Here is an 18,512-nt window from a genome sequence, read left to right on the forward strand (position 1 = left end):
GTTACTCCGACGTACCGTCACGCTGCTCCGGCGTGCCTTCGGGCCGCTCCGCCGTTCCACCCTGCGGCTCCGCCGCGCCCTCACGCCTCTGCGTCTGGCCCTCGCGCCGCTCCGGCGTACCGTCGCGCTGCTCGGGCGGCAGGCCGAGCGCCGAGGCGAGGCCGTCCGGGCCGCTGCCCGCCTTGCGGTACACGGCCGCGAGCCGACGGCTGACCAGGCTGAGGTGGACGCCCAGCTCCTCGGCGATCCGCTGCGGCGGCACACCCCGGACCGCGAGCCGGGCGACGTCCCACTCGGGCTGGCTGAGCATCTCCCGGACGTCGCCGAGGCGGTTGGGCCGCAGGCCGTAGTTGGCCAGCTCGCGGCGGGCCCGGTCGACCAGGCCGTCGGCGGCGCAGTGCTGGGCCAGCTCGATGCCCTGGTAGAGGAACTCCTGGGCGTCCTCCAGCCGGCCGACCCGGCGCAGCGCGGCCCCGAGGTCCACCAGGGCGACGGCGTGCTCGTAGCCGGCGGGCGACTGCCCGAGGTGGCGCACGGCCTCCTCCAGCAGCTCGACCGCCTGCTGGCCGTCCTCGATCTCGGCGTGCAGCCGCAGCGCGGTGCCGATGGCCGAGGCGGTGCCGAACCGGCGGGCGTCCCGGACGGAGCGCTGGGCGTACGCGCGGGCGCGCTCGGGCTCGTCCTCGGCGAGCGCAATGGCGAGGTGGCCGGCCCAGGGCGCCCAGACCGTGTTGTGCCAGCCGCGGGCGTCCAGCTGGGCGCCGGCCTCGGTGAGCGCGGCGGCGGCCCCGGCCTTGCGCCCCTTGGCGAGCAGCAGCTTGCCGTAGAGCGAGGCCGCGTCGGGCAGCACCATCGCGGTGGCGTGGTAGGGCGGACCGAACCCGAAGCCGATCGCGACGTCCCAGGCCTCGTCGATGCGGCCGCGGGCGATCAGGGTGTCCACCAGGACGCCGACCGCGTCCCAGGCGAGCGGCAGCTTGGGGCCGATCCGCTCGGAGAGCCGCAGGGCCCGGCGCAGGAAGTCCTCCGCCTCGGCGAGCAGACCGCGCCGGAACCGGGCCAGGCCCATCAGGAAGTACGCGAACCCTCGGTGGGCACCGCTCCAGCCGGCGATCTCGAACTGGACGATGGCGTCGCCGAAGAGCCGCTCGGCCTGGGCGATGCGGTCGCTGTAGGTGTAGGCGAGGCCGAGCGTGGCGGGCAGTTCGAAGCCCCAGGTGTTGTCGGTCCAGCCGAGGCCCTTGGGCAGCCGGCCCTGGTCGAGGACCTGGTCCGCGTGGCGCAGCACCTCGGCGGAGGACTCGCCGCGCAGGGTGAGGTCCCAGGCGCGCAGCGCGAGGACGGCCCGGTCGGCGGCCTCGCGGCCGGTGAGGCTGCGGCAGAGCGCGCCCAGCCGCGCGGAGCGGGCCGGCCCGTCCTCCTCGGACTTGCGGTAGGCGTGCCACATGAACGAGGCGGCCTCCAGCCGCAGCCGCCCGGCCGGATCGTCGACCGTCTGCTCGGCCTCCTCCTGGCAGACCCGCGCGGCCTCGCCGAGCTGGCCGCTGTGCGCCAGCACCTCGGAGAGCCGGAAGGTGGCGTCGACGCGGAGCGAGGGGCGCAGCGGCCCCTCCTCGGGGTCGAGCGCGAGCTTCAGCTGGTTGACGGTGGCCATCGGGTCGGTCAGCAGTGCGGAGCAGCCCAGCTCGTAGAGCACCTCGGCGCGGATGTCGTCGTCCGGCGGCTCGGCGAGGGCGCGGTGCAGGCAGCGCTGGGCGGCCTCCGGGGCGCCGATCAGGAGGTGCTCGCTCGCCGCGCGGCGCAGCTTGCGGACGGTGCGGTCGTCACCCTCTCCGGGGAAGGTCTCGACCAGGTGGCGGGAGGCGGCGAGCAGGCCGAGCCCGGCGTTCTCGATCTCGGCGGCGGCCACGCCGTGCATGCCGGTCCGGGTGGACTCCTTCATCGTGTTGTAGATCGAGCTGCCGATCAGCGGGTGGACGAACTCGAGGTTCCCGTTGGGCGTCTGGGTGAGGACGCGCTGCTTGCGCAGTTGCTTGATGGACTCGCGGGAGCCCTCGGGGGTCTGGGTGGAGATCCGGGCGGCGAGGTCGGGCCGGATGTCGGTGCCGAGCATGGCGCAGGCCCAGGCGAACCGCAGGGTGCTGGCGCCGAGCCGCTCCAGCCAGCCGGTGAGGGTGGTCCCGGTGGCGTCGACGGCGAGTTCGCGCAGCTGCTGGGAGTTCTCCTCGACCGGGTCGAGCTGCTGGTCACGGACCTGGCCCAGGAGGGCGACGGCCTCGAAGGGGTTGCCGCTGACGACGTTCCAGAACTCGTAGCAGAAGGCGTCCTCGGCCTTGTCGCCGAGCTCGGCGCGGACCATGTCGGTGACGGAGACCAGGGTGAGCCGGCCGAGTTCGTGCCGGCGGGTGGCGAGCGCGGTGACGGCGGCCTGGTGCTCCTGGGCCTCGGGCTGCCAGTCCGCGATGTCGTCCCGGTAGGCGAAGACCAGCAGGACGGGCAGTTCGCTGGCGCGGAGGGCGAACTGGGAGAGCCAGGCGAGCGATTCGAGGTCGGACCAGTGCAGGTCGTCGACGATCATCACCAGCGGCGCCCGGCGCGGGGCGAGCTGGGTGAGGACGTAGTCGAGGCCGTCGCGCACGCCCTGCGGGTCGAGCCGGCGGGCACCGGCCTTCGGCTGCTTGAGGCCCATGGCCGGACCGACGACCTCCTCCCAGGTGCCCATGACCTGCCGGAACTCGGACGGGGCGAGGCCGCCGAGGACGGGCTGGAGCAGCTGGCGCAGGACGTGGTACGGCTCGTTGGACTGGCGCTCGCCGCCGCGGGCGAACAGGACGGTGGCGCCCTCGCGGAGCTTGGCGATCCGGCGGACCTCGTGCAGCAGGCTGGTCTTGCCGATGCCGGGCCGGCCGGAGAAGGTGAGCAGCTCGCCGATCTCGGTGCCGCCGGCGGCGAATTCGCGGCAGAGCTTCTCCACCGCGGCCTCGGCCGACCGGAGTTCGGCATCGCGGTCGCGCAGCCTGACCCGGCTCGGTGCGGCGTCCGACTCCCGCCCTCCGGTACCCGCCCCCGCCCGAAGTTCGTGTCCCTGCTCGGTCACCGTCGTGCCTCCGCCTCGCCGTACCCTGCTCGTGGAGCCGAGATTAGCGCCGCGGGGGGCGTGCTGTTCGGTGTTCGCCCAGGCTGGGACGGAGATTGAGGGTTCGGACCGCTTGCCAAGGGCAATTGCCCTATATCCCTAACGTCCGATCATTGCATCGGATACTCTACGGCCCTCCAGGCTAGTTGATCTTGCCATTTGCGATCCACGCTGTCGAGTCCCGCCCCCAACTCCCCCACGCCCAGCACCAGCACCAGCACCACCAGCGCCCCCACCCTCCGCCGCACCGGGAGTCCGATGTCTGACGACACCTCACTTCAGATTCCGTTCCCGCACCGTCGCAGTCCCCACGGGCCGTATGCCACCGAACTGCACCGCGAGTGGCTGACCCGGCACCCGCTGCTCCCCGACCCCGCGCACCCCTCCTACGCGCACTGGGACGTGGTGGACCTCGCCGCCCTCGGCTACCCCGACTCCGGGCCGGACGAACTCGCCCTGGCCGCCGACCTGATGGGCTTCTACTTCCTCTTCGACGACCAGTTCGACGGCCCCCTCGGCCGCCGGCCCGCCGAGGTGGCCCCGATCTGCGAACGGCTCATCGCCGTCCTCCACGGCGCCCGCCCCGACCCGGGCTCCGCCGTCGAGACCGCCTTCGCGGACCTCTGGGACCGCAGCGTGCGCGGCATGCCCGCACGCTGGCAGGCGCGCGCCGCCTACAACTGGGAGTGGTACCTGGCCAGCCACCCCGCCGAGGCCGCCGGCCGGATCTCCGAGCGGCCGCCGGACCGCGACGGCTACCTGGCCCTGCGCCGGGGCACCGCCGCGATGGAGACCATCTTCGACATGGTGGAGCGCCTCGGCCACTACGAGGTGCCCGCCGCCGTCCTCCACCACCCGGTGCTCCGCCAGATCCGCCAGCTCGCCGCCGACATCCCCTCGCTCAGCAACGACGTCCGCTCGTTCCCTCTGGAGGAACCGCGCGGAGACGTCAACAACCTGGTGATGATCGTGCAACGGGAGCGCCACTGCTCGGCCGAGGAGGCCTGCGCGGTGGTGATGGACGAGGCCCAGCTGATGGTCGAGCGCTGCCGCGAGCTGTACGACCGGCTCCCCGACGTCCACCGGGAGCTGGGCCTGGCGCGGGTCGAACGGGCCGTCGCCCAGCGCTACGCCGACGGCCTGGTCACCTGGCTCGCCGGATACCTCAACTGGGAGTCCCGGACCGGCCGTTACCTCGCCGCCTGAACCCGCCCGGGCCCGGCTCGGCCCGCCCGGCCCCCACCCGGGCCTGCCAGGGACACAGCTGGGCGCGTCCAGGCCCACCCCAAGCACCTCCGGGCACGTCCAGGCCCACCCCAAGCACCTCCGGGCACGTCCGGGGCCTGCCCGGGGCACCTCCGGGCGCGCCCGGCCCACGTGAGCCCGGCGGCGGAAAACGGCCGGAACACCGCACCCTCCGTGGACGGCTGCAGTACGGACCGTAGCCGAAGCGGCCGTCCACGGCTAGGGTGCCAACCGGCGGGGCGCCCCGGCGGCGCCCGGCCCATGTGCGTGTCCGTTCCCTCCGCCGGGCCGCCGGGCCACCCGTCCGCGGTCCGGCGCACCGCCCGGCCCGCGTGCCGCGGCGGTGCCCCGACAACGAGGAGGCACCCAGAACATGACGGTCTACCAGCCCCCCGGCAGCCCCGGATCCATCGTCACCTACCGTTCGCGGTACGAGCACTGGATAGGCGGCCGGTGGACTCCTCCGGTCCGCGGCGAGTACTTCGAGGACCCCAGCCCGGTCACCGGCGAGGTCTTCACCGAGGTCGCCCGCGGCACCGCCGAGGACATCGAGGCCGCGCTCGACGCCGCCCACGCCGCCGCGCCGGCCTGGGGCCGCACCCCGCCCGCCGAACGCGCCCAGGTGCTGCTGCGGATCGCGGACCGGGTGGAGGCGAACCTGGAGGCGCTGGCCGTCGCGGAGAGCTGGGAGAACGGCAAGCCGGTGCGCGAGACGCTGGCCGCCGACCTGCCGCTCGCCGTCGACCACCTGCGCTACTTCGCCGGCGCGCTGCGCGCCCAGGAGGGCGGCCTCTCCCAGCTGGACGAGGACACCGTGGCGTACCACTTCCACGAGCCGCTGGGCGTGGTCGGCCAGATCATCCCGTGGAACTTCCCGATCCTGATGGCGGTCTGGAAGCTCGCCCCGGCCCTGGCCGCCGGCAACGCGGTGGTGCTCAAGCCCGCCGAGCAGACCCCGGCGTCGATCCTGGTGCTGGTCGAGCTGATCGCCGACCTGCTGCCGCCCGGCGTCGTCAACGTGGTCAACGGCTACGGACTGGAGGCCGGCCGCCCGCTGGCCTCCAGCAGCCGGATCCGCAAGATCGCCTTCACCGGCGAGACCACCACCGGCCGGCTGATCTCCCAGTACGCCAGCGCCAACCTGATCCCGGTCTCGCTGGAGCTCGGCGGCAAGAGCCCCAACCTGTTCTTCGCCGACGTCGCGGCCGAGCAGGACGCCTTCTACGACAAGGCGCTGGAGGGCTTCGCGATGTTCGCCCTCAACCAGGGCGAGGTCTGTACCTGCCCGAGCCGGGCACTGATCCAGTCCGCGGTCTACGACCGGCTGCTGGCCGACGGCCTGGAGCGGGTGCGGTCGATGCGTCAGGGCAACCCGCTGGACACCGAGACCCAGGTCGGCGCCCAGGCCAGCGACGACCAACTGAAGAAGATCCTCGCCTACATCGAGATCGGGCAGGCCGAGGGAGCCAAGGTGCTGGCCGGCGGCGAACGCGCCGACCTCGGCGGGTCGCTCGCCGGCGGCTACTACGTGACGCCCACCGTGTTCGAGGGCGTCAACAGCATGCGGATCTTCCAGGAGGAGATCTTCGGCCCGGTCGTCTCGGTCACCCGCTTCGAGGACTTCGACGACGGCATCGCGCTCGCCAACGACACCCTGTACGGCCTGGGCGCGGGCGTCTGGACCAGGGACGGCAGCACCGCGTACCGGGCCGGGCGGGCCATCCAGGCGGGCCGGGTCTGGACCAACTGCTACCACGCCTACCCGGCGCATGCGGCATTCGGCGGTTACAAGAACTCCGGCATCGGCCGGGAGAACCACAAGGCGGTACTGGAGCACTACCAGCAGACCAAGAACCTGCTGGTCAGCTACTCCCCCGACGCCCTCGGCTTCTTCTAGGCCACCCCCGGGAGCGTGGGGTGTCCGGCCTCACCCGGTGAGGCCGGCGCCCGAGAACGCGGAGTGGGAAGTCGGACCGGCCGACTTCCCACTCCGCCACCACTCCCCGTGGTCCGGTCGGAACATGGCGTCCTCACTTCCCGGCCGCGCGGTGCGCCTGGGCTGCGCGGACGGCCTCGTCGATGTGCTCCGGCGGGATACGGACGCCCGAGGCGATCCGCCCCCCGACCGCGCGCAGTGCCTCGGCGGCCTCCTGCGCCCAGACGTGTTCGATCAGCACCAGCAGCGCCACCGTCCCCGGCGCCAACAGCTCCGCCGCCTCCTGGGCGTCCTCCGACCCGATCAGCGGCAGTACGGCGTTCCCGTCCGGGACGACACCGCACAGGTGCGCGAAGTCGGCGAGTTCGCCGTAGGTCGCCTCGCCCTCCGGGTGCCGTGTCACCACGAGGGAGTCGATCACGCGGATGTCGCCCGCGGTGCGCATCTTGCCCAGTGCGGTGGCCGCCTCCACGGTGATGGTCTGCTGCGGGAACGTCAGGACGAGCAGTTCGGCCGGCCCCATACGCGCCTCCCTTCTCCGTGCAAATCACCCATAGCCGGATCTAAGCACACGAATTTGGAAAATATCCGACTCGCCGCCGACATTCCCGGACACGCCCGGGCGACGCAATAAACAGGAAGTCCATACCCGTCGTCCCCCTGGGAGACCCCATGACCATCGCCATCGCCAAACTGTCCGACCCGACCGTCCGCTCCTTCGTCGCCGCGGTCAACGCCGGCAACCGGGCCGCCTTCCAGGCGCTGCTCGCCCCGGGCGCGACCATGTCCGACGACGGATCCGACCGGGACATCGACGACTGGACGGAGCGGGAGATCTTCTCCAGCCGCGGCCGCATGGACGTCCAGTCCGAGTCCGACGGCGGGCACGCGCTGGTCGCCAACTACAGCAACGACACCTGGGGTGAGATGCGCACCGCCTGGCGCTTCGTCGTCGACAACGGGAAGATCTCGCGCTTCGAGACCGGCCAGGCCTGACGCCAGCCCTGCCTGACACCGGCAGGCCTCACGCGGCACGGCTCTGCCCGACGCCGGCCCGGCCCGGGCCGGGCCGGCGAGCCCGAGCCCTAGGCGGGCAGCCCGAGGCAGCCGCGCACCGCGCGAATCAGGTTCCGCGAGCGGATGTCGCCCGTCACCCCGGGCTGCATGCCGTTGGTGACGTAACCGAAGCCCAGCCCGAGGTCCGGGTCGGCGAAGCCGAGCGAGCCGCCCCGGCCCGGGTGGCCGAAGCTCGCCGGCGAGGCCATCAGCGCGGTCGGGCCGTGCCGGAAGAAGCCGAGGCCGAACGTCGAGTTGACGATCAGCACCCGGTCCGGCCCGCTCACCACCGGCCCGGCCGCGCGCGTCAGCACCTCCGCACCGAGCAGCGGCGGCAGGGCCTCGCCCGCCCCGGAACCGTGCCGGTCGGCCGCGCCGACCAGCGCCGCGTAGAACCGGGCCAGCGAGCGGGCGGTGCCGATCCCCCCCGCCCCGGGGATCTCCGCGGCCTGCACCGCGGGGTCGTTGAGGTCCACCCCGGGCCGCACCGAGGCGAAGGCCCGGGCGGTCAGCGAGGCCGGGTCCTGGTAGGCGTCCCGGACCGACTGCTTGGGGCGCAGCCGCAGCCCGCTCGGCCCGGTCCGGGCGGCCTCCGGCGCGGGCAGGTCGACCAGCCTGCCGACCCGCGGCGCGGCGCCGGCCGGCAGCCCGATCCACAGGTCGAGGCCGAGCGGCCGGGCGATCTCCTCGGCGAAGTACTGGCCGACGGTGCGCCCGCTCACCCGCCGGACCACCTCGCCGACCAGCCAGCCGAAGGTGTACGGGTGGTAGCCGTGCGCGGTGCCCGGCTCCCAGGCGGGCGCCTGGGCGGCGACGGCAGCGGCCGCCGGCTCCCAGGTCAGCACGTCCTCCAGCCGCAGCGGCACGTCCAGTGCGGGCACGCCGGTCTGGTGCGAGAGCAGCCAGCTCACCGGCACCCGGTCCTTGCCGGCGGCCTTGAACTCCGGCCAGTACGAGGCGACCGGGGCGTCCAGGTCGAGCTGTCCGCGGTCGGCCAGCAGCAGCGCGGTGGTGGCGGTCAGACCCTTGGTGACGGAGCGCAGCACCTGCGCGGTGTCGGCCGTCCACGGCACGGCCGGCGCGGGCCGTCCGCCGACCTCCGGCCGGGCGTCGCCGCCCCACAGGTCGACCACCTTGCGCCCGCGCACGTACAGCGCGAAGGCCGCGCCCAGCTCGCCGTACTCGTCGAAGTTGCGGGCGAAGGCGTCCCGTACCGGCTCGAAGCCCTCGGCCGTCTCGCCCCAGATCTCCACCACCGCGCGCCGCCCAGACTCGTCCGACATTGGTCCAGTGTCCCGCGTTCGAACCGTTCGGACCGGGCCCGGAAACCCTAACCTGTCCGTCATGACCAACCCTGCCGAAGAGCTGCTGGACGTCGTCGACGAGCACGACCGGGTGATCGGGACCGCCCCGCGCGGGGAGGTGTACCGGGACGGGCTGACGCACCGCTGCGTCTTCATCCTGGTCCGCGACCCGGCCGGGCGGATCTTCGTCCACCGGCGTACCGACACCAAGCTGTTCGCCCCGGGCATGCACGACATGTTCGTCGGCGGCGTGGTCGGCGCCGGCGAGACGTACGCGAGCGCCGCCGTCCGGGAGGCCGAGGAGGAGCTCGGCGTGCGGGGGATCGAGCCCCGGCCGCTGTTCAAGTTCCTGTTCCGCCAGGAGGGCCTCTCCTGGTGGTGCGACCTGTACGAGGCGGAGTGGGACGGCCCGGTGTCACCGCAGGAGTCGGAGGTCGCCTGGCACGCCTGGCTCACCCCGGCGGAGCTGGACGAGCGGCTGGCCCGCGACGAGTTCGTCCCCGACGGGCTGGAGGCGTACCGCCGCTACCAGGAACTGCGCGGGTAGCGCGGCCGGATAGGGTGGCGCGCATGGCCTCCCGTACGCCGTCGGCGTCGCCCACGTCCGCGCGCACCCGCCGGAGCCCCGGCCCCGACGCCGGGCCGGCTACCGGCAAGGGCACCGAGAAGGGCGCCGCCACGAGTGCGGGAAAGGGTGCCGGAAAGGCCGCCGAGAAGCCCCGCCGGCGGCTCAGCGTCGACGAGCGGCGCGAGCAGTTGATCGCCGTCGCACTGGAGCTGTTCAGCCGCCGCCCGCCCGAGGAGGTGTCGATCGACGACATCGCGGCCGCCGCCGGCGCCTCCCGGCCCCTGGTCTACCACTACTTCCCGGGCAAGCAGGCGCTGTACGAGGAGTCGCTGCGCAGGGCCGGCCAGGAGCTGGCCGGCCGGTTCGAGGAGCCCGCCGAGGGCCCGCTCTCCGAGCGGCTGCACCGGGTGATGGGCCGCTACCTGGACTTCGTGCAGAGCCACGGCCCCGGCTTCGCGGCGCTGCTGCGCGGCGGCTCGGTGGCGGCCAGCGCCGGGACGTCCGCGGTGATCGACGAGGTCCGGCGGGCCGCGGCCGACCAGATCCTGGCCCACCTGGCCGTTCCCTCGCCCAGCCCGGGCCTGCGGCTCACCGTGCGCGCCTGGATCGCCAACGCCGAGATCACCTCCCTGGAGTGGCTGGCCGAGCGCTCGGTGCCGCTGGAGGAGCTCCAGCTCCACCTGGTCCAGGAGTTCGTGGCCGCACTGACCCTGACCGCCGCCCGGGAGCCCGCGCTGGCCGCCGAACTCGCCGGGTTCTTCGCCGGGGAGCGCCCCGACGGCCCGACCGGGCGGCTGGTGCGCGACCTCGCCGCCCTGTTCACCGTCCCCGGCCTCGCGGACGCCGTCGCCGAGCTGGCGGCCGGGCCCGCGAACTGACGGCCGGCGGGCCCTGCGCATGGCCGCCGGTTCTGCCCCGACCTCGGCCTCTGATAGGAATGTCCACGGATCTGACGGCACGCCGGTCACCGGCGCGCCCGGACCACCGAACGCAGACGGAGCAGAGCGGGGGCTCATCAGTTGACCCAGGACGGCCAGTTCACTACGGAAGCCAACCCCTTCGCCGCCGCGGAGCAGGTTTCCGCGACACTCGGCGCGCTCACCGACGCCCTCTTCGCACCGCAGGCCTCGCGCCACCCGGCGGCCTCGCTCACCGCGCTGCGCAGCGGCACGCACCCTGCGGCGGAGACGCTGTTCAACCTGCGGCTCGCCCCCAACGGCCCGGTGTACGACGCGGTCGACCGGCTGGGCACCGTCGTCACCGCCGGGACGGCCCGCCCCGGCACCGGCGCCCAGGTGGCCGCACTGGCCGCCGATGCGCTGCACGCCCGGTACGGCGGCGGCGCGGTGCGCGGTGCGGTGGCCGACCGGGGCACCCTCTCGGCCGCGCTGTTCGAGCTGCCGGTGGCCGGCGAGGCCGCCGACCCCAAGCTCCGCCCGCCCTTCGCCGCCGCGCTGGCCGCCCTCGCCTCCGGGCAGCAGACCCGGCAGCCGGTCGAGCTGGCCACCGGCGCCGGCGCCGAGGTCCGCCTCGTCGTGCCGCCCGGCTTCCACCCGCTGACCTCCCCCGGCGGCCCGCCCGGTGTCTCGGCCCGCACGGTGCCCGCCGGCCCGGCCGCCGGCGGCGCGGTCACCGTCCAGGGCGTCGACCCGGCCACCGCTGCGGCGGCTGCCGAGCTGACCGCCCATCTGGCCGAGGTCGCCGAGGAGCTGTTCAGCGGCACCGGCCCGGAGCCTCGCCGCGACTTCGCGGTGGTCGCCGCCTCCCTGGCGGACGCCTTCACCGCCTCGGGCACCGTCTACGCGGGCGTCTGCGCCGTCGAGACGGACGGCCGCCCCAGCGACGCCACCCTGGTGGTCTCGCTCGCCCAGCACCCGCTGCCGATCACCGGGCTCGCGACCGAGCTGGCCACCGTCCGCCGGCACGCCGAGGTCTGGACGGTGCTGCTGCCGGCCGGCCCGGCCGCCGTCCTGGTCGAGGGCCGCAGCGTCCCGGTGCCCGGCCCGCTGGCCGCCGACGGCCGACGGCGCTGGACGGTCACCGCGGTGGTGGAGGCGTTCGTCCCGCTGCCGGACGGCGTCTCGGTGCTCTGCGTCCAGCTCACCACCGGCCAGCAGCAGGACTGGGAGCTGTACACCGAGGTCTTCGCCGAGCTGCTGACGAGCGTGCAGTTCGGCTGGGACGGCGTCGCCGGGAAGCTCACCGCCCCGGCCGTCCCGGCTCCCCCCGTGCAGACCGCCGCCCCGGTGCTCACCCCGACCCCGGCCCGCGGCGTCCCGGCTGATGAGGCCTCCGCGGACCTCCCGCCGCTGCCGACGGTCTTCACCGAGCCCGCCCCGGCCGACGCGACGCCACTGCCGGTGCACCTGCGCGGTACCCCGGTACGCGTCCCCCCGGCCGACTTCAACCCTTTCGCCCGGGTGGCCGACCCGACGCCGGCCCAGCCGATCCTGATCCCGGACGACGGACCGGCCGACAACCCCGCCGACGATCCGGGCCGCACGCCCACGGGCACCCCGGTGGCGGTCCCGCCACCGGACTTCGACCCGTTCGGCGTGCTGCCCCCGACGCTCACCGACACCGCCGTGCCGGGCGCCGAGGAGGACGACCGTCCCAAGGGCACCCCGGTGACGATCCCGCCGCCGGACTTCAACCCCTTCGCCTTCAGCCCGTCGCTGTCCGGGACGACCACGACGGACGCCCCCGCGGCCGCGCCGGCCGCCGCCCCCGTCACCGACCCGTTCGGCACGGTGACGGCCGACCAGCCGAAGGACCCGTTCGGCACCACCCTCCCGCAGGCCGCGGCGGTCCCGCCGCCGCCCTCGACCCCGCCGGCCGTCCCCGCGCCGAGCACGACCGCGACCACGGTCGCCGTGCCGACCGACGGGTCGCAGGAGGACGACGGCAAGCCGAAGGGCACGCCGGTGACGATCCCGCCGCCGGACTTCAACCCCTTCGCCTTCAGCCCGTCGCTGTCCGGGACGACCACGACGGACGCCGCCGAGGCCCCGCCGGCCGTCGCCCCGGAGAACAGCCCCTTCGGCTGAGGCCTGCCGCGCACGGAGAGCCGCCCCGCGTGGGCGGCCCTCCGTGCGCTTCCACCCTCGTCCCGATCGAACGCGCGATCAGCCGCCGCCGGCCGCACCCCCCGGTCGACCGCGCTCCCGCACCCGCGCGGTCGTGCCCACGCCCGCCAACTGGTACAGACCTATTGCCAGTTGCCGGCCGGCTCCCTACCCTCGGGGAACACAGGATCCTCCGCGGCACCCCGACGGCCCGAGGTCTCCCGCTCCGCGCCGCCCCACGGCCGGAGCGCCCGCACGCTGCTCCACGCACCTGACACCTCCCCACAGGTAACGGGGCGACCCGGCATGCCCGGAGGCCCCGGGACAGGAGCCACATCCATGCGCAGACGTCGGATCAAGCTGCCCCTGCTGGCGGCCGGGACACTGCTCGTCCCGCTGCTCGCCGTCTCCCTCCCCAGCACCGCCGCCCACGCCGGCGGGTCCGCCACCGCGACCTTCACCAAGGGCAGCGACTGGGGCAGTGGCTACGAGGGCGGGTACACCATCTCCAACGGCTCCAGCACCGCGGTCAACGGGTGGACGCTGGAGTTCGACCTGCCGTCGGGCAACACGGTCGCCTCGCTCTGGAACGCGAGCTACACCACCGCGAGTTCGCACGTCACGGTCAAGAACCCGAGCTGGGCCGCCACCCTGCCGCCCGGAGGCTCGTACAACTTCGGCTTCAACATCGCCTATTCCGGCAGCTACAAGCCGCTGCTCAACTGCAAGCTGAACGGCCGGCCGTGCGACGGCACCGGGGGGGACCAGACCGCGCCGACCGTTCCGGGCGGTCTCACGGCCGGCAACGCCACCCAGACGACCGTCGACCTGTCCTGGACGGCGAGCACCGACAACGTCGGGGTCACCGGCTACGACGTGTTCCAGGGCGCCACCAAGGTCGCCACCACCGACGGCGGCACCACCGCGCTCACCGTCCAGGGCCTCACCGCCGGCACCGCCTACCAGTTCACCGTCCAGGCCTTCGACGCCGCGGGCAACCACTCGGCAGCCGCGGGCCCGGTCAGCGTCACCACCAAGCCGCCCGTCGACCCGGACAAGCAGGCGCCGACCGCCCCCGGCACCCCGGGCGTCACCGGGTCGGATGCCAACAGCATCTCGCTGACCTGGGCGGCCAGCACCGACAACGTCGGCGTCACCGCCTACGACGTCTACAACGGCACCGCCCTCGCCGCGACCGTCACCACGCCGTCCGCCACCGTCGGCAACCTGGCGCCGGACACCTCGTACACCTTCACCGTGAAGGCCCGCGACGCGGCCGGCAACGTCTCCCCCGCCTCGGCCCCGGCGACCGGCAAGACCAAGCCCGGCGGCACCAACCCCGGCGCGCTGAAGATCGGCTACTTCACGCAGTGGAGCATCTACGCCCGCGGTTACAGCGTGAAGAAGCTCGACACCTCCGGCTCGGCGGGCCGGCTCACCACGCTCAACTACGCCTTCGCCAACATCCACCCGACCACCAAGCAGTGCTTCATCACCAACAAGGCGGCCGGTCCGGACAACGACCCGAACGCGGGCGACGGCGCCGGTGACGCCTGGGCCGACTTCGGCAGGGACTGGGACGCCGGCAGCTCGGTTGCCGGCACCACCGACACCTGGGACCAGCCGCTGGCCGGCAACTTCAACCAGCTGAAGCAGCTCAAGGCCAAGTACCCAAACCTCAAGATCCAGATCTCGCTGGGCGGTTGGTCGTACAGCAAGTGGTTCTCCGACGCGGCCGCCACCGACGCCTCCCGCAAGGCGCTGGTCGGCTCCTGCATCGACATGTACATCAAGGGCAACCTGCCGGTCATCGACGGCCGCGGCGGCGCGGGCAGCGCGGCCAACATCTTCGACGGCATCGACCTCGACTGGGAGTGGCCGGCCTCCGGCGGGCACGACGGGAACATCTTCCGGCCCACCGACAAGGCCAACTACACGCTTCTGGCCCAGGAGTTCCGCCGTCAGCTGGACGCGCTCGGTGCCACCACCGGCAAGCACTACACGCTGAGCGCCTTCCTCCCGGCCGACCCGGCGAAGATCACCGCGGGGGTCGACGTCCCCGGCCTCTTCGGCGCCTTCGACTTCGCCACCGTACAGGGCTACGACTACCACGGCGGCTGGGAGATGAGCACCAACCAGCAGTCCGCGCTCAAGCTCGCCGCCGGCGACCCCTCCACCCCGGACCGGCAGTTCAGCTCGGAGATCGCGATCAACGCCTACGTCAACGGCGGCGCCCCCAAGAGCAAGCTCACCCTGGGCATCCCGTTCTACGGACGCGGCTGGACGGGTGTGCCGCGCGGCACCACCAACGGCCTCTTCCAGAGCGCGACCGGCCCCGCGCCGGGCAGCTACGAGGCCGGGTTCGAGGACTACCACAAGCTCAAGGACCTTGCCACGAGCGGCGGTTACACCCTCTACCGCGATCCGGTGGCCGGCTTCGCCTACCTCTACAACGGCTCGGTGTTCTACACCTACGACGACCCGACCGAGATCGCCCGGAAGACCGCCTGGATCAAGTCCCAGGGGCTTGCCGGCGCGATGGTCTGGGCCTTCGACGGTGACACCGGCAACGGCGAGCTGATGGCCGCGGTGGACAACGGCCTGAAGTAGCGCGCCGGTTCGGCCGGAAACGGTGCCTGGCCCGTCGCCCGCTCAGTCGTCGCGGCGGGCCAGGTGCACCACGTCCGGCACACCCCGGGCGACCGGGATCTCGTAGGTCACCACGTCCGAGAAGCCCGCCGCGCGCAGCGCCTGCTCGAAGGCCGGGGAGGGCTGCGCGCTCCAGACCGCCAGCACCCCGCCCACCTGCAGCCGGTGCCGGAGCACCGCGAGCCCGTCCGCGCCGTACAGCCCGGCGTTGGAGTCGGTGACCGTCCAGTCCGGGCCGTTGTCGATGTCGAGGCAGAGCGCGTCGTAGCGCTCGCCGTCCGCCCCCGCCAGGTACTCCAGCAGGTCGGTGTGGAGCACCGCCACCCGATCGTCCTCCAGCGCGCCCGCCGAGAAGGCGGCCAGCGGGCCGGTCCGGTGCCAGTCGATGATCGCGTTCTCGCGCTCGACGATCGCGATCCGCCCCCACCGCCGCTCGGCCACCGCGTACGCCAGCGAGAAGCCGACGCCGAGCCCGCCGATCAGCACCGACGGCCGCTCGACCACCACGCCAGTCCGGCCCAGCTCGTCCAGCGCCGCCTGGATCAGCAGCCGCTCGGAGCGCCCGTCGGCGGTGTCCATCAGGAAGCAGCCGTTGGCGATGATCTCGAAGTGCCGGCCGCGCTGCCGCAACACCACCTCGCCGAACGGGCCCTCCCGCCGGTCGAGCGTGACGACGGCGTCGTTGCCGTCCCGTGCGGGCAGTGCGGTGGCCATCCGGATTCCTCTGCGTACTCGGGTGTGCGGACTACCCGCCCGACAATAGCGGAGGCCGGCCGCGGTCCGGTCATGTCGTGAGCAGCACCCCCGCGTAGCTGACCCCCGCCACCATCACCCAGGAACCGAGGCCGAGCAGCGCGATCCGCCCGCCCGTGCGCATCAGGGTGGGCAGGTGCACGGCGCTGCCGAGGCCGAACAGGGCGGCCGCCAGCAGCAGCTCCTGGGCGTCCCCGGCGAGTGTGAGCGCCCGGTCGGGCAGCACCCCGGTGGAGCGCAGCGCGATCATCACCAGGAACCCGGCCACGAACAACGGAACGATCGGCGGCCGCTTGCCGGCGGCCGCGGCCGTGCCCTCCGTACCCTCCGGGCCCTTGCGCGCCCGCCGCACCGCGACGGCGACCCCGGCGACCAGCGGCGCCAGCAGCACCACCCGCATCAGCTTGACCAGCACCGCCTCGCGCAGCGCCCCCGCCCCGCCGGTCTGCGCGGTGGCGACCACCTGCCCGACGTCGTGCACGCTGGCGCCGACCCAGCGCCCGAACTCGGCCTCGCCGAGCCCGAGCGGCTGCTGGAGCAGCGGGAGGACGGCGATCGCGAGGGTCCCGCAGAGGGTGACGAGGGCGACGGAGGCGGCGACGTCCTCCTCCTCGCTGCCGGCGGCCTGGCTGACCGCGCCGATCGCTGAGGCCCCGCAGATCGAGTACCCGGTGGCGACCAGCAGCGGCTGGTCGCCGGGCAGGCCGAGCCGGCGCCCCAGCCACCAGGTGCCGGCGAAGGTGGCCGCGACCACGGCGAGCACCATCGCGACGGTGGCCCAGCCGAGCCCGAGCACGTCGTCCAGGCTGAGCTTGAGGCCGAGCAGCACGATGCCGAGCCGCATCAGCCGCCGCCCGGCGGTGGAGAGGCCGGGCCGGGCGACGCCGCGGACCACCGGCCGCAGCCCGGGCAGGTGGGCGGCGGCGATGCCGAGCACCACGGCGGCGGTGAGCTTGGGCACGGCGGGGACGGCCTGGTGGACGCCGAGCGCGGCGGCCACGCCGAGGGCGGCGAGCAGCAGGCCGGGGGCGTCCCCGCCGAGCGGGGGCAGCAGGCGGGTGCGGACGCGCCGCTCCCGGACGGTCAGTGCCACGGCGCGATCACCGCTGCTCGTCGGCGGGGAGCCGGTAGACGCGCCGGATGCTGGTACCCAGCCGGGCGACGTCGGCGCCGTAGACGTGGATCGAGATGGCGGTGGACGTACAGGCGTTGCGGACCAGGTGGATGTCGCCGGGCGGGGCGAAGGCGGCGACGGTGCCGGCCGGCCCGACCACGTGCTCGGTCTCGACCAGGTGCGCGGTGCGCCCGTCGGAGACCAGCCGGTAGCGGGTCTCGCTCTCCTGGCCGCGATGGACCCCGGCCACGCACCAGGAGACGTGGTCGTGGATCGGGGTCTGCTGGCCGGGCAGCCAGACCAGGGCGACGACCGAGAAGCTGCCGTCGCTCTCGGCGTGCAGGACGTGCTGGCGGTAGTGGTCCGGGTCGCCCTCGCGCTGGGCGTCGGTGAGCAGGTCGTCGTCGCCCAGGTGCGGGGCGAGGCGTTCGCCGACCAGGTAGGCGGTGAGTTCGGGTGGCAGGCCGCGGTCCACGACCGCGCGGATCTCGCCGACCAGGGCCGTCATACGCTCGGTGAGCCGGTCGCTGCCGACCGTGGCGGAGGGTGTCATGACAGCAGGTTCGGGCCGGGCGACCTATCACGTCCAACGAGGGTTTGTTAGCTCTACCCCAACGCGAGCTTATCGATCAGTGCGGCTCAGCAGCCGCCCGGCAGCCGTCCCGTAGCCGTGTCCCGTAGCCTGCCCACAGCCCGCCGCTCAGCAGCCCACCCGCGCCGCGGCCGCCGACCGCAGGTGGTCCAGCACCAGCGCCGTGGCCGGAATCCGGCGGTGCTCGCGCAGCACGTACGCGCAGACCTGCCGGCGCAGGTGCGGCTCGACGGCGCGCCCGGTGACCTTGCGGTGGCACATGAAGGAGAGCACCAGCGCGGGCATCAGCGCGATCCCGACCCCGGCGGCGACCAGGCTCTGCACGGCGAGGTTGTCGTCGGTGGAGAAGACGATGTCGGGGGCGAAGCCCTCCTCCGCGCAGACGTGCAGCAGGTTGGCCCGGCAGCGCGGGCAGCCGGCGATCCAGCGCTCGCCGTCCAGGTCCACCAGCCGGACGGCGTGCCTGCGGCCCAGCGGGTGGCCGACCGGCAGCAGGACGGTGAGGAGGTCCTCCATCAGCGGAATCTCGTCCACCCCGTCCGGCACCTCGGTGGTCGCGCCCGGGTAGCGGAAGGCCAGCGCGATGTCGCACTCACCGCGCAGCAGGCGCTGCACGGAGTCCGGCGGCTCGGCCTCCAGCAGTTCGACCCGGACACCGGGGTGCTCGGCGAGCAGCCGCGCCATCGCCTCGGGTATCAGGGTGGCGTTGGCGCTGGGGAAGGCGCAGACCCGGACGCGGCCGGCCCGCAGCCGGGCGAGCGCGGCGAGTTGCTGCTGGGCGGCGGAGAGACTGCCGAGGATCAGCTCGGCGTGCCGGGAGAGCGCCTCGCCAGCCTCCGTGAGCCGCAGACCGCGCCCGGCCCGGGTGAACAGCGGCACCCCGACGGAGCGCTCCAGCGCCTTCATCTGCTGGGTGATGGCGGGCTGGGTATAGCCGAGTTCGCGGGCGGCCGCCGAGTAGGAGCCCGCCCGGACGACCTCGTGGAAGGTCCTGATGTGCCGTGAGTCGAATACCGGCTCCACTGCCCCTCCGCCCGCCCGCGCCCGTGCTGTCCGGCAATCATAAGCAGACTTTGGAGGCCGCTGACATTACC

The 18,512-nt window shown here is 73.9% G+C and carries 14 protein-coding genes; 7 read left to right on the top strand and 7 right to left on the bottom strand.

The annotated features are described in order from the left end of the window. Position 1: 1 nt before the first annotated feature. Positions 2-3,097 carry an ATP-binding protein gene (locus OG286_RS08160; RefSeq protein WP_396320109.1) on the bottom strand — a complete coding sequence of 1,032 codons (3,096 nt, stop codon included), beginning with the start codon at positions 3,095-3,097 and terminating at the stop codon, positions 2-4. A 297-nt stretch (positions 3,098-3,394) separates the two neighbouring features. On the opposite strand from OG286_RS08160, the gene OG286_RS08165 reads away from it, so the two are divergent. Continuing rightward, positions 3,395-4,342 carry a terpene cyclase gene (locus OG286_RS08165; RefSeq protein WP_396320108.1) on the top strand — a complete coding sequence of 316 codons (948 nt, stop codon included), beginning with the start codon at positions 3,395-3,397 and terminating at the stop codon, positions 4,340-4,342. A 412-nt stretch (positions 4,343-4,754) separates the two neighbouring features. Beyond that, positions 4,755-6,278 carry an aldehyde dehydrogenase family protein gene (locus OG286_RS08170; protein WP_396320107.1) on the top strand — a complete coding sequence of 508 codons (1,524 nt, stop codon included), beginning with the start codon at positions 4,755-4,757 and terminating at the stop codon, positions 6,276-6,278. 133 nt (positions 6,279-6,411) lie between these two features. Here the strand turns inward: OG286_RS08170 and OG286_RS08175 are convergent, their stop codons facing one another. Beyond that, the gene (locus OG286_RS08175; RefSeq protein WP_396320106.1) at positions 6,412-6,840 is read right to left on the bottom strand and encodes a DUF6325 family protein; all 429 of its coding nucleotides are present in this window, start codon (positions 6,838-6,840) and stop codon (positions 6,412-6,414) included. A gap of 149 nt (positions 6,841-6,989) precedes the next feature. On the opposite strand from OG286_RS08175, the gene OG286_RS08180 reads away from it, so the two are divergent. Next, positions 6,990-7,313 carry a nuclear transport factor 2 family protein gene (locus tag OG286_RS08180; protein ID WP_396320105.1) on the top strand — a complete coding sequence of 108 codons (324 nt, stop codon included), beginning with the start codon at positions 6,990-6,992 and terminating at the stop codon, positions 7,311-7,313. Between the two features lie 89 nt (positions 7,314-7,402). Here OG286_RS08180 and OG286_RS08185 read toward each other — a convergent pair whose 3' ends face one another. Continuing rightward, positions 7,403-8,656: a serine hydrolase domain-containing protein gene (locus OG286_RS08185; RefSeq protein WP_405362521.1), complete on the bottom strand. Its 1,254-nt coding sequence runs from the start codon at positions 8,654-8,656 to the stop codon at positions 7,403-7,405. 61 nt (positions 8,657-8,717) lie between these two features. Between OG286_RS08185 and OG286_RS08190 the strand changes: the two genes are divergently transcribed. The 4 genes from OG286_RS08190 (at position 8,718) to OG286_RS08205 (ending at position 14,920) form a co-directional block, all read left to right on the top strand. Then, the gene (locus OG286_RS08190) at positions 8,718-9,224 is read left to right on the top strand and encodes an NUDIX hydrolase (RefSeq protein WP_396320103.1); all 507 of its coding nucleotides are present in this window, start codon (positions 8,718-8,720) and stop codon (positions 9,222-9,224) included. Positions 9,225-9,247: 23 nt separating this feature from the next. Then, positions 9,248-10,123 (top strand): TetR/AcrR family transcriptional regulator, encoded by an 876-nt coding sequence (locus tag OG286_RS08195; RefSeq protein WP_396320102.1) that lies wholly within the window; start codon positions 9,248-9,250, stop codon positions 10,121-10,123. 141 nt (positions 10,124-10,264) lie between these two features. Then, entirely contained in the window at positions 10,265-12,292 is a 2,028-nt protein-coding gene (locus OG286_RS08200) for a hypothetical protein (RefSeq protein ID WP_396320101.1), read from the top strand. 357 nt (positions 12,293-12,649) lie between these two features. Next, positions 12,650-14,920, top strand: coding sequence for a glycoside hydrolase family 18 chitinase (locus OG286_RS08205; RefSeq protein ID WP_405364944.1), 2,271 nt, complete (start codon positions 12,650-12,652; stop codon positions 14,918-14,920). A 42-nt stretch (positions 14,921-14,962) separates the two neighbouring features. Here OG286_RS08205 and OG286_RS08210 read toward each other — a convergent pair whose 3' ends face one another. The 4 genes from OG286_RS08210 to OG286_RS08225 form a co-directional block, all read right to left on the bottom strand. After that, complete coding sequence (locus tag OG286_RS08210) at positions 14,963-15,673, bottom strand: spermidine synthase (RefSeq protein ID WP_396320099.1); 711 nt, start codon at positions 15,671-15,673, stop codon at positions 14,963-14,965. 70 nt (positions 15,674-15,743) lie between these two features. Next, positions 15,744-16,799, bottom strand: a complete 1,056-nt coding sequence (locus OG286_RS08215) for a YeiH family protein (protein WP_396320161.1) — start codon at positions 16,797-16,799, stop codon at positions 15,744-15,746. A gap of 13 nt (positions 16,800-16,812) precedes the next feature. Continuing rightward, positions 16,813-17,379 (bottom strand): cysteine dioxygenase, encoded by a 567-nt coding sequence (locus tag OG286_RS08220; RefSeq protein WP_396320098.1) that lies wholly within the window; start codon positions 17,377-17,379, stop codon positions 16,813-16,815. Between the two features lie 147 nt (positions 17,380-17,526). Continuing rightward, positions 17,527-18,441 (bottom strand): LysR family transcriptional regulator, encoded by a 915-nt coding sequence (locus OG286_RS08225; protein ID WP_405362515.1) that lies wholly within the window; start codon positions 18,439-18,441, stop codon positions 17,527-17,529. Between the last annotated feature and the right edge of the window lie 71 nt (positions 18,442-18,512).

Source organism: Kitasatospora sp. NBC_00039 (genome assembly GCF_045160625.1).
In the GTDB taxonomy this organism is placed as follows: Bacteria; Actinomycetota; Actinomycetes; order Streptomycetales; family Streptomycetaceae; genus Kitasatospora.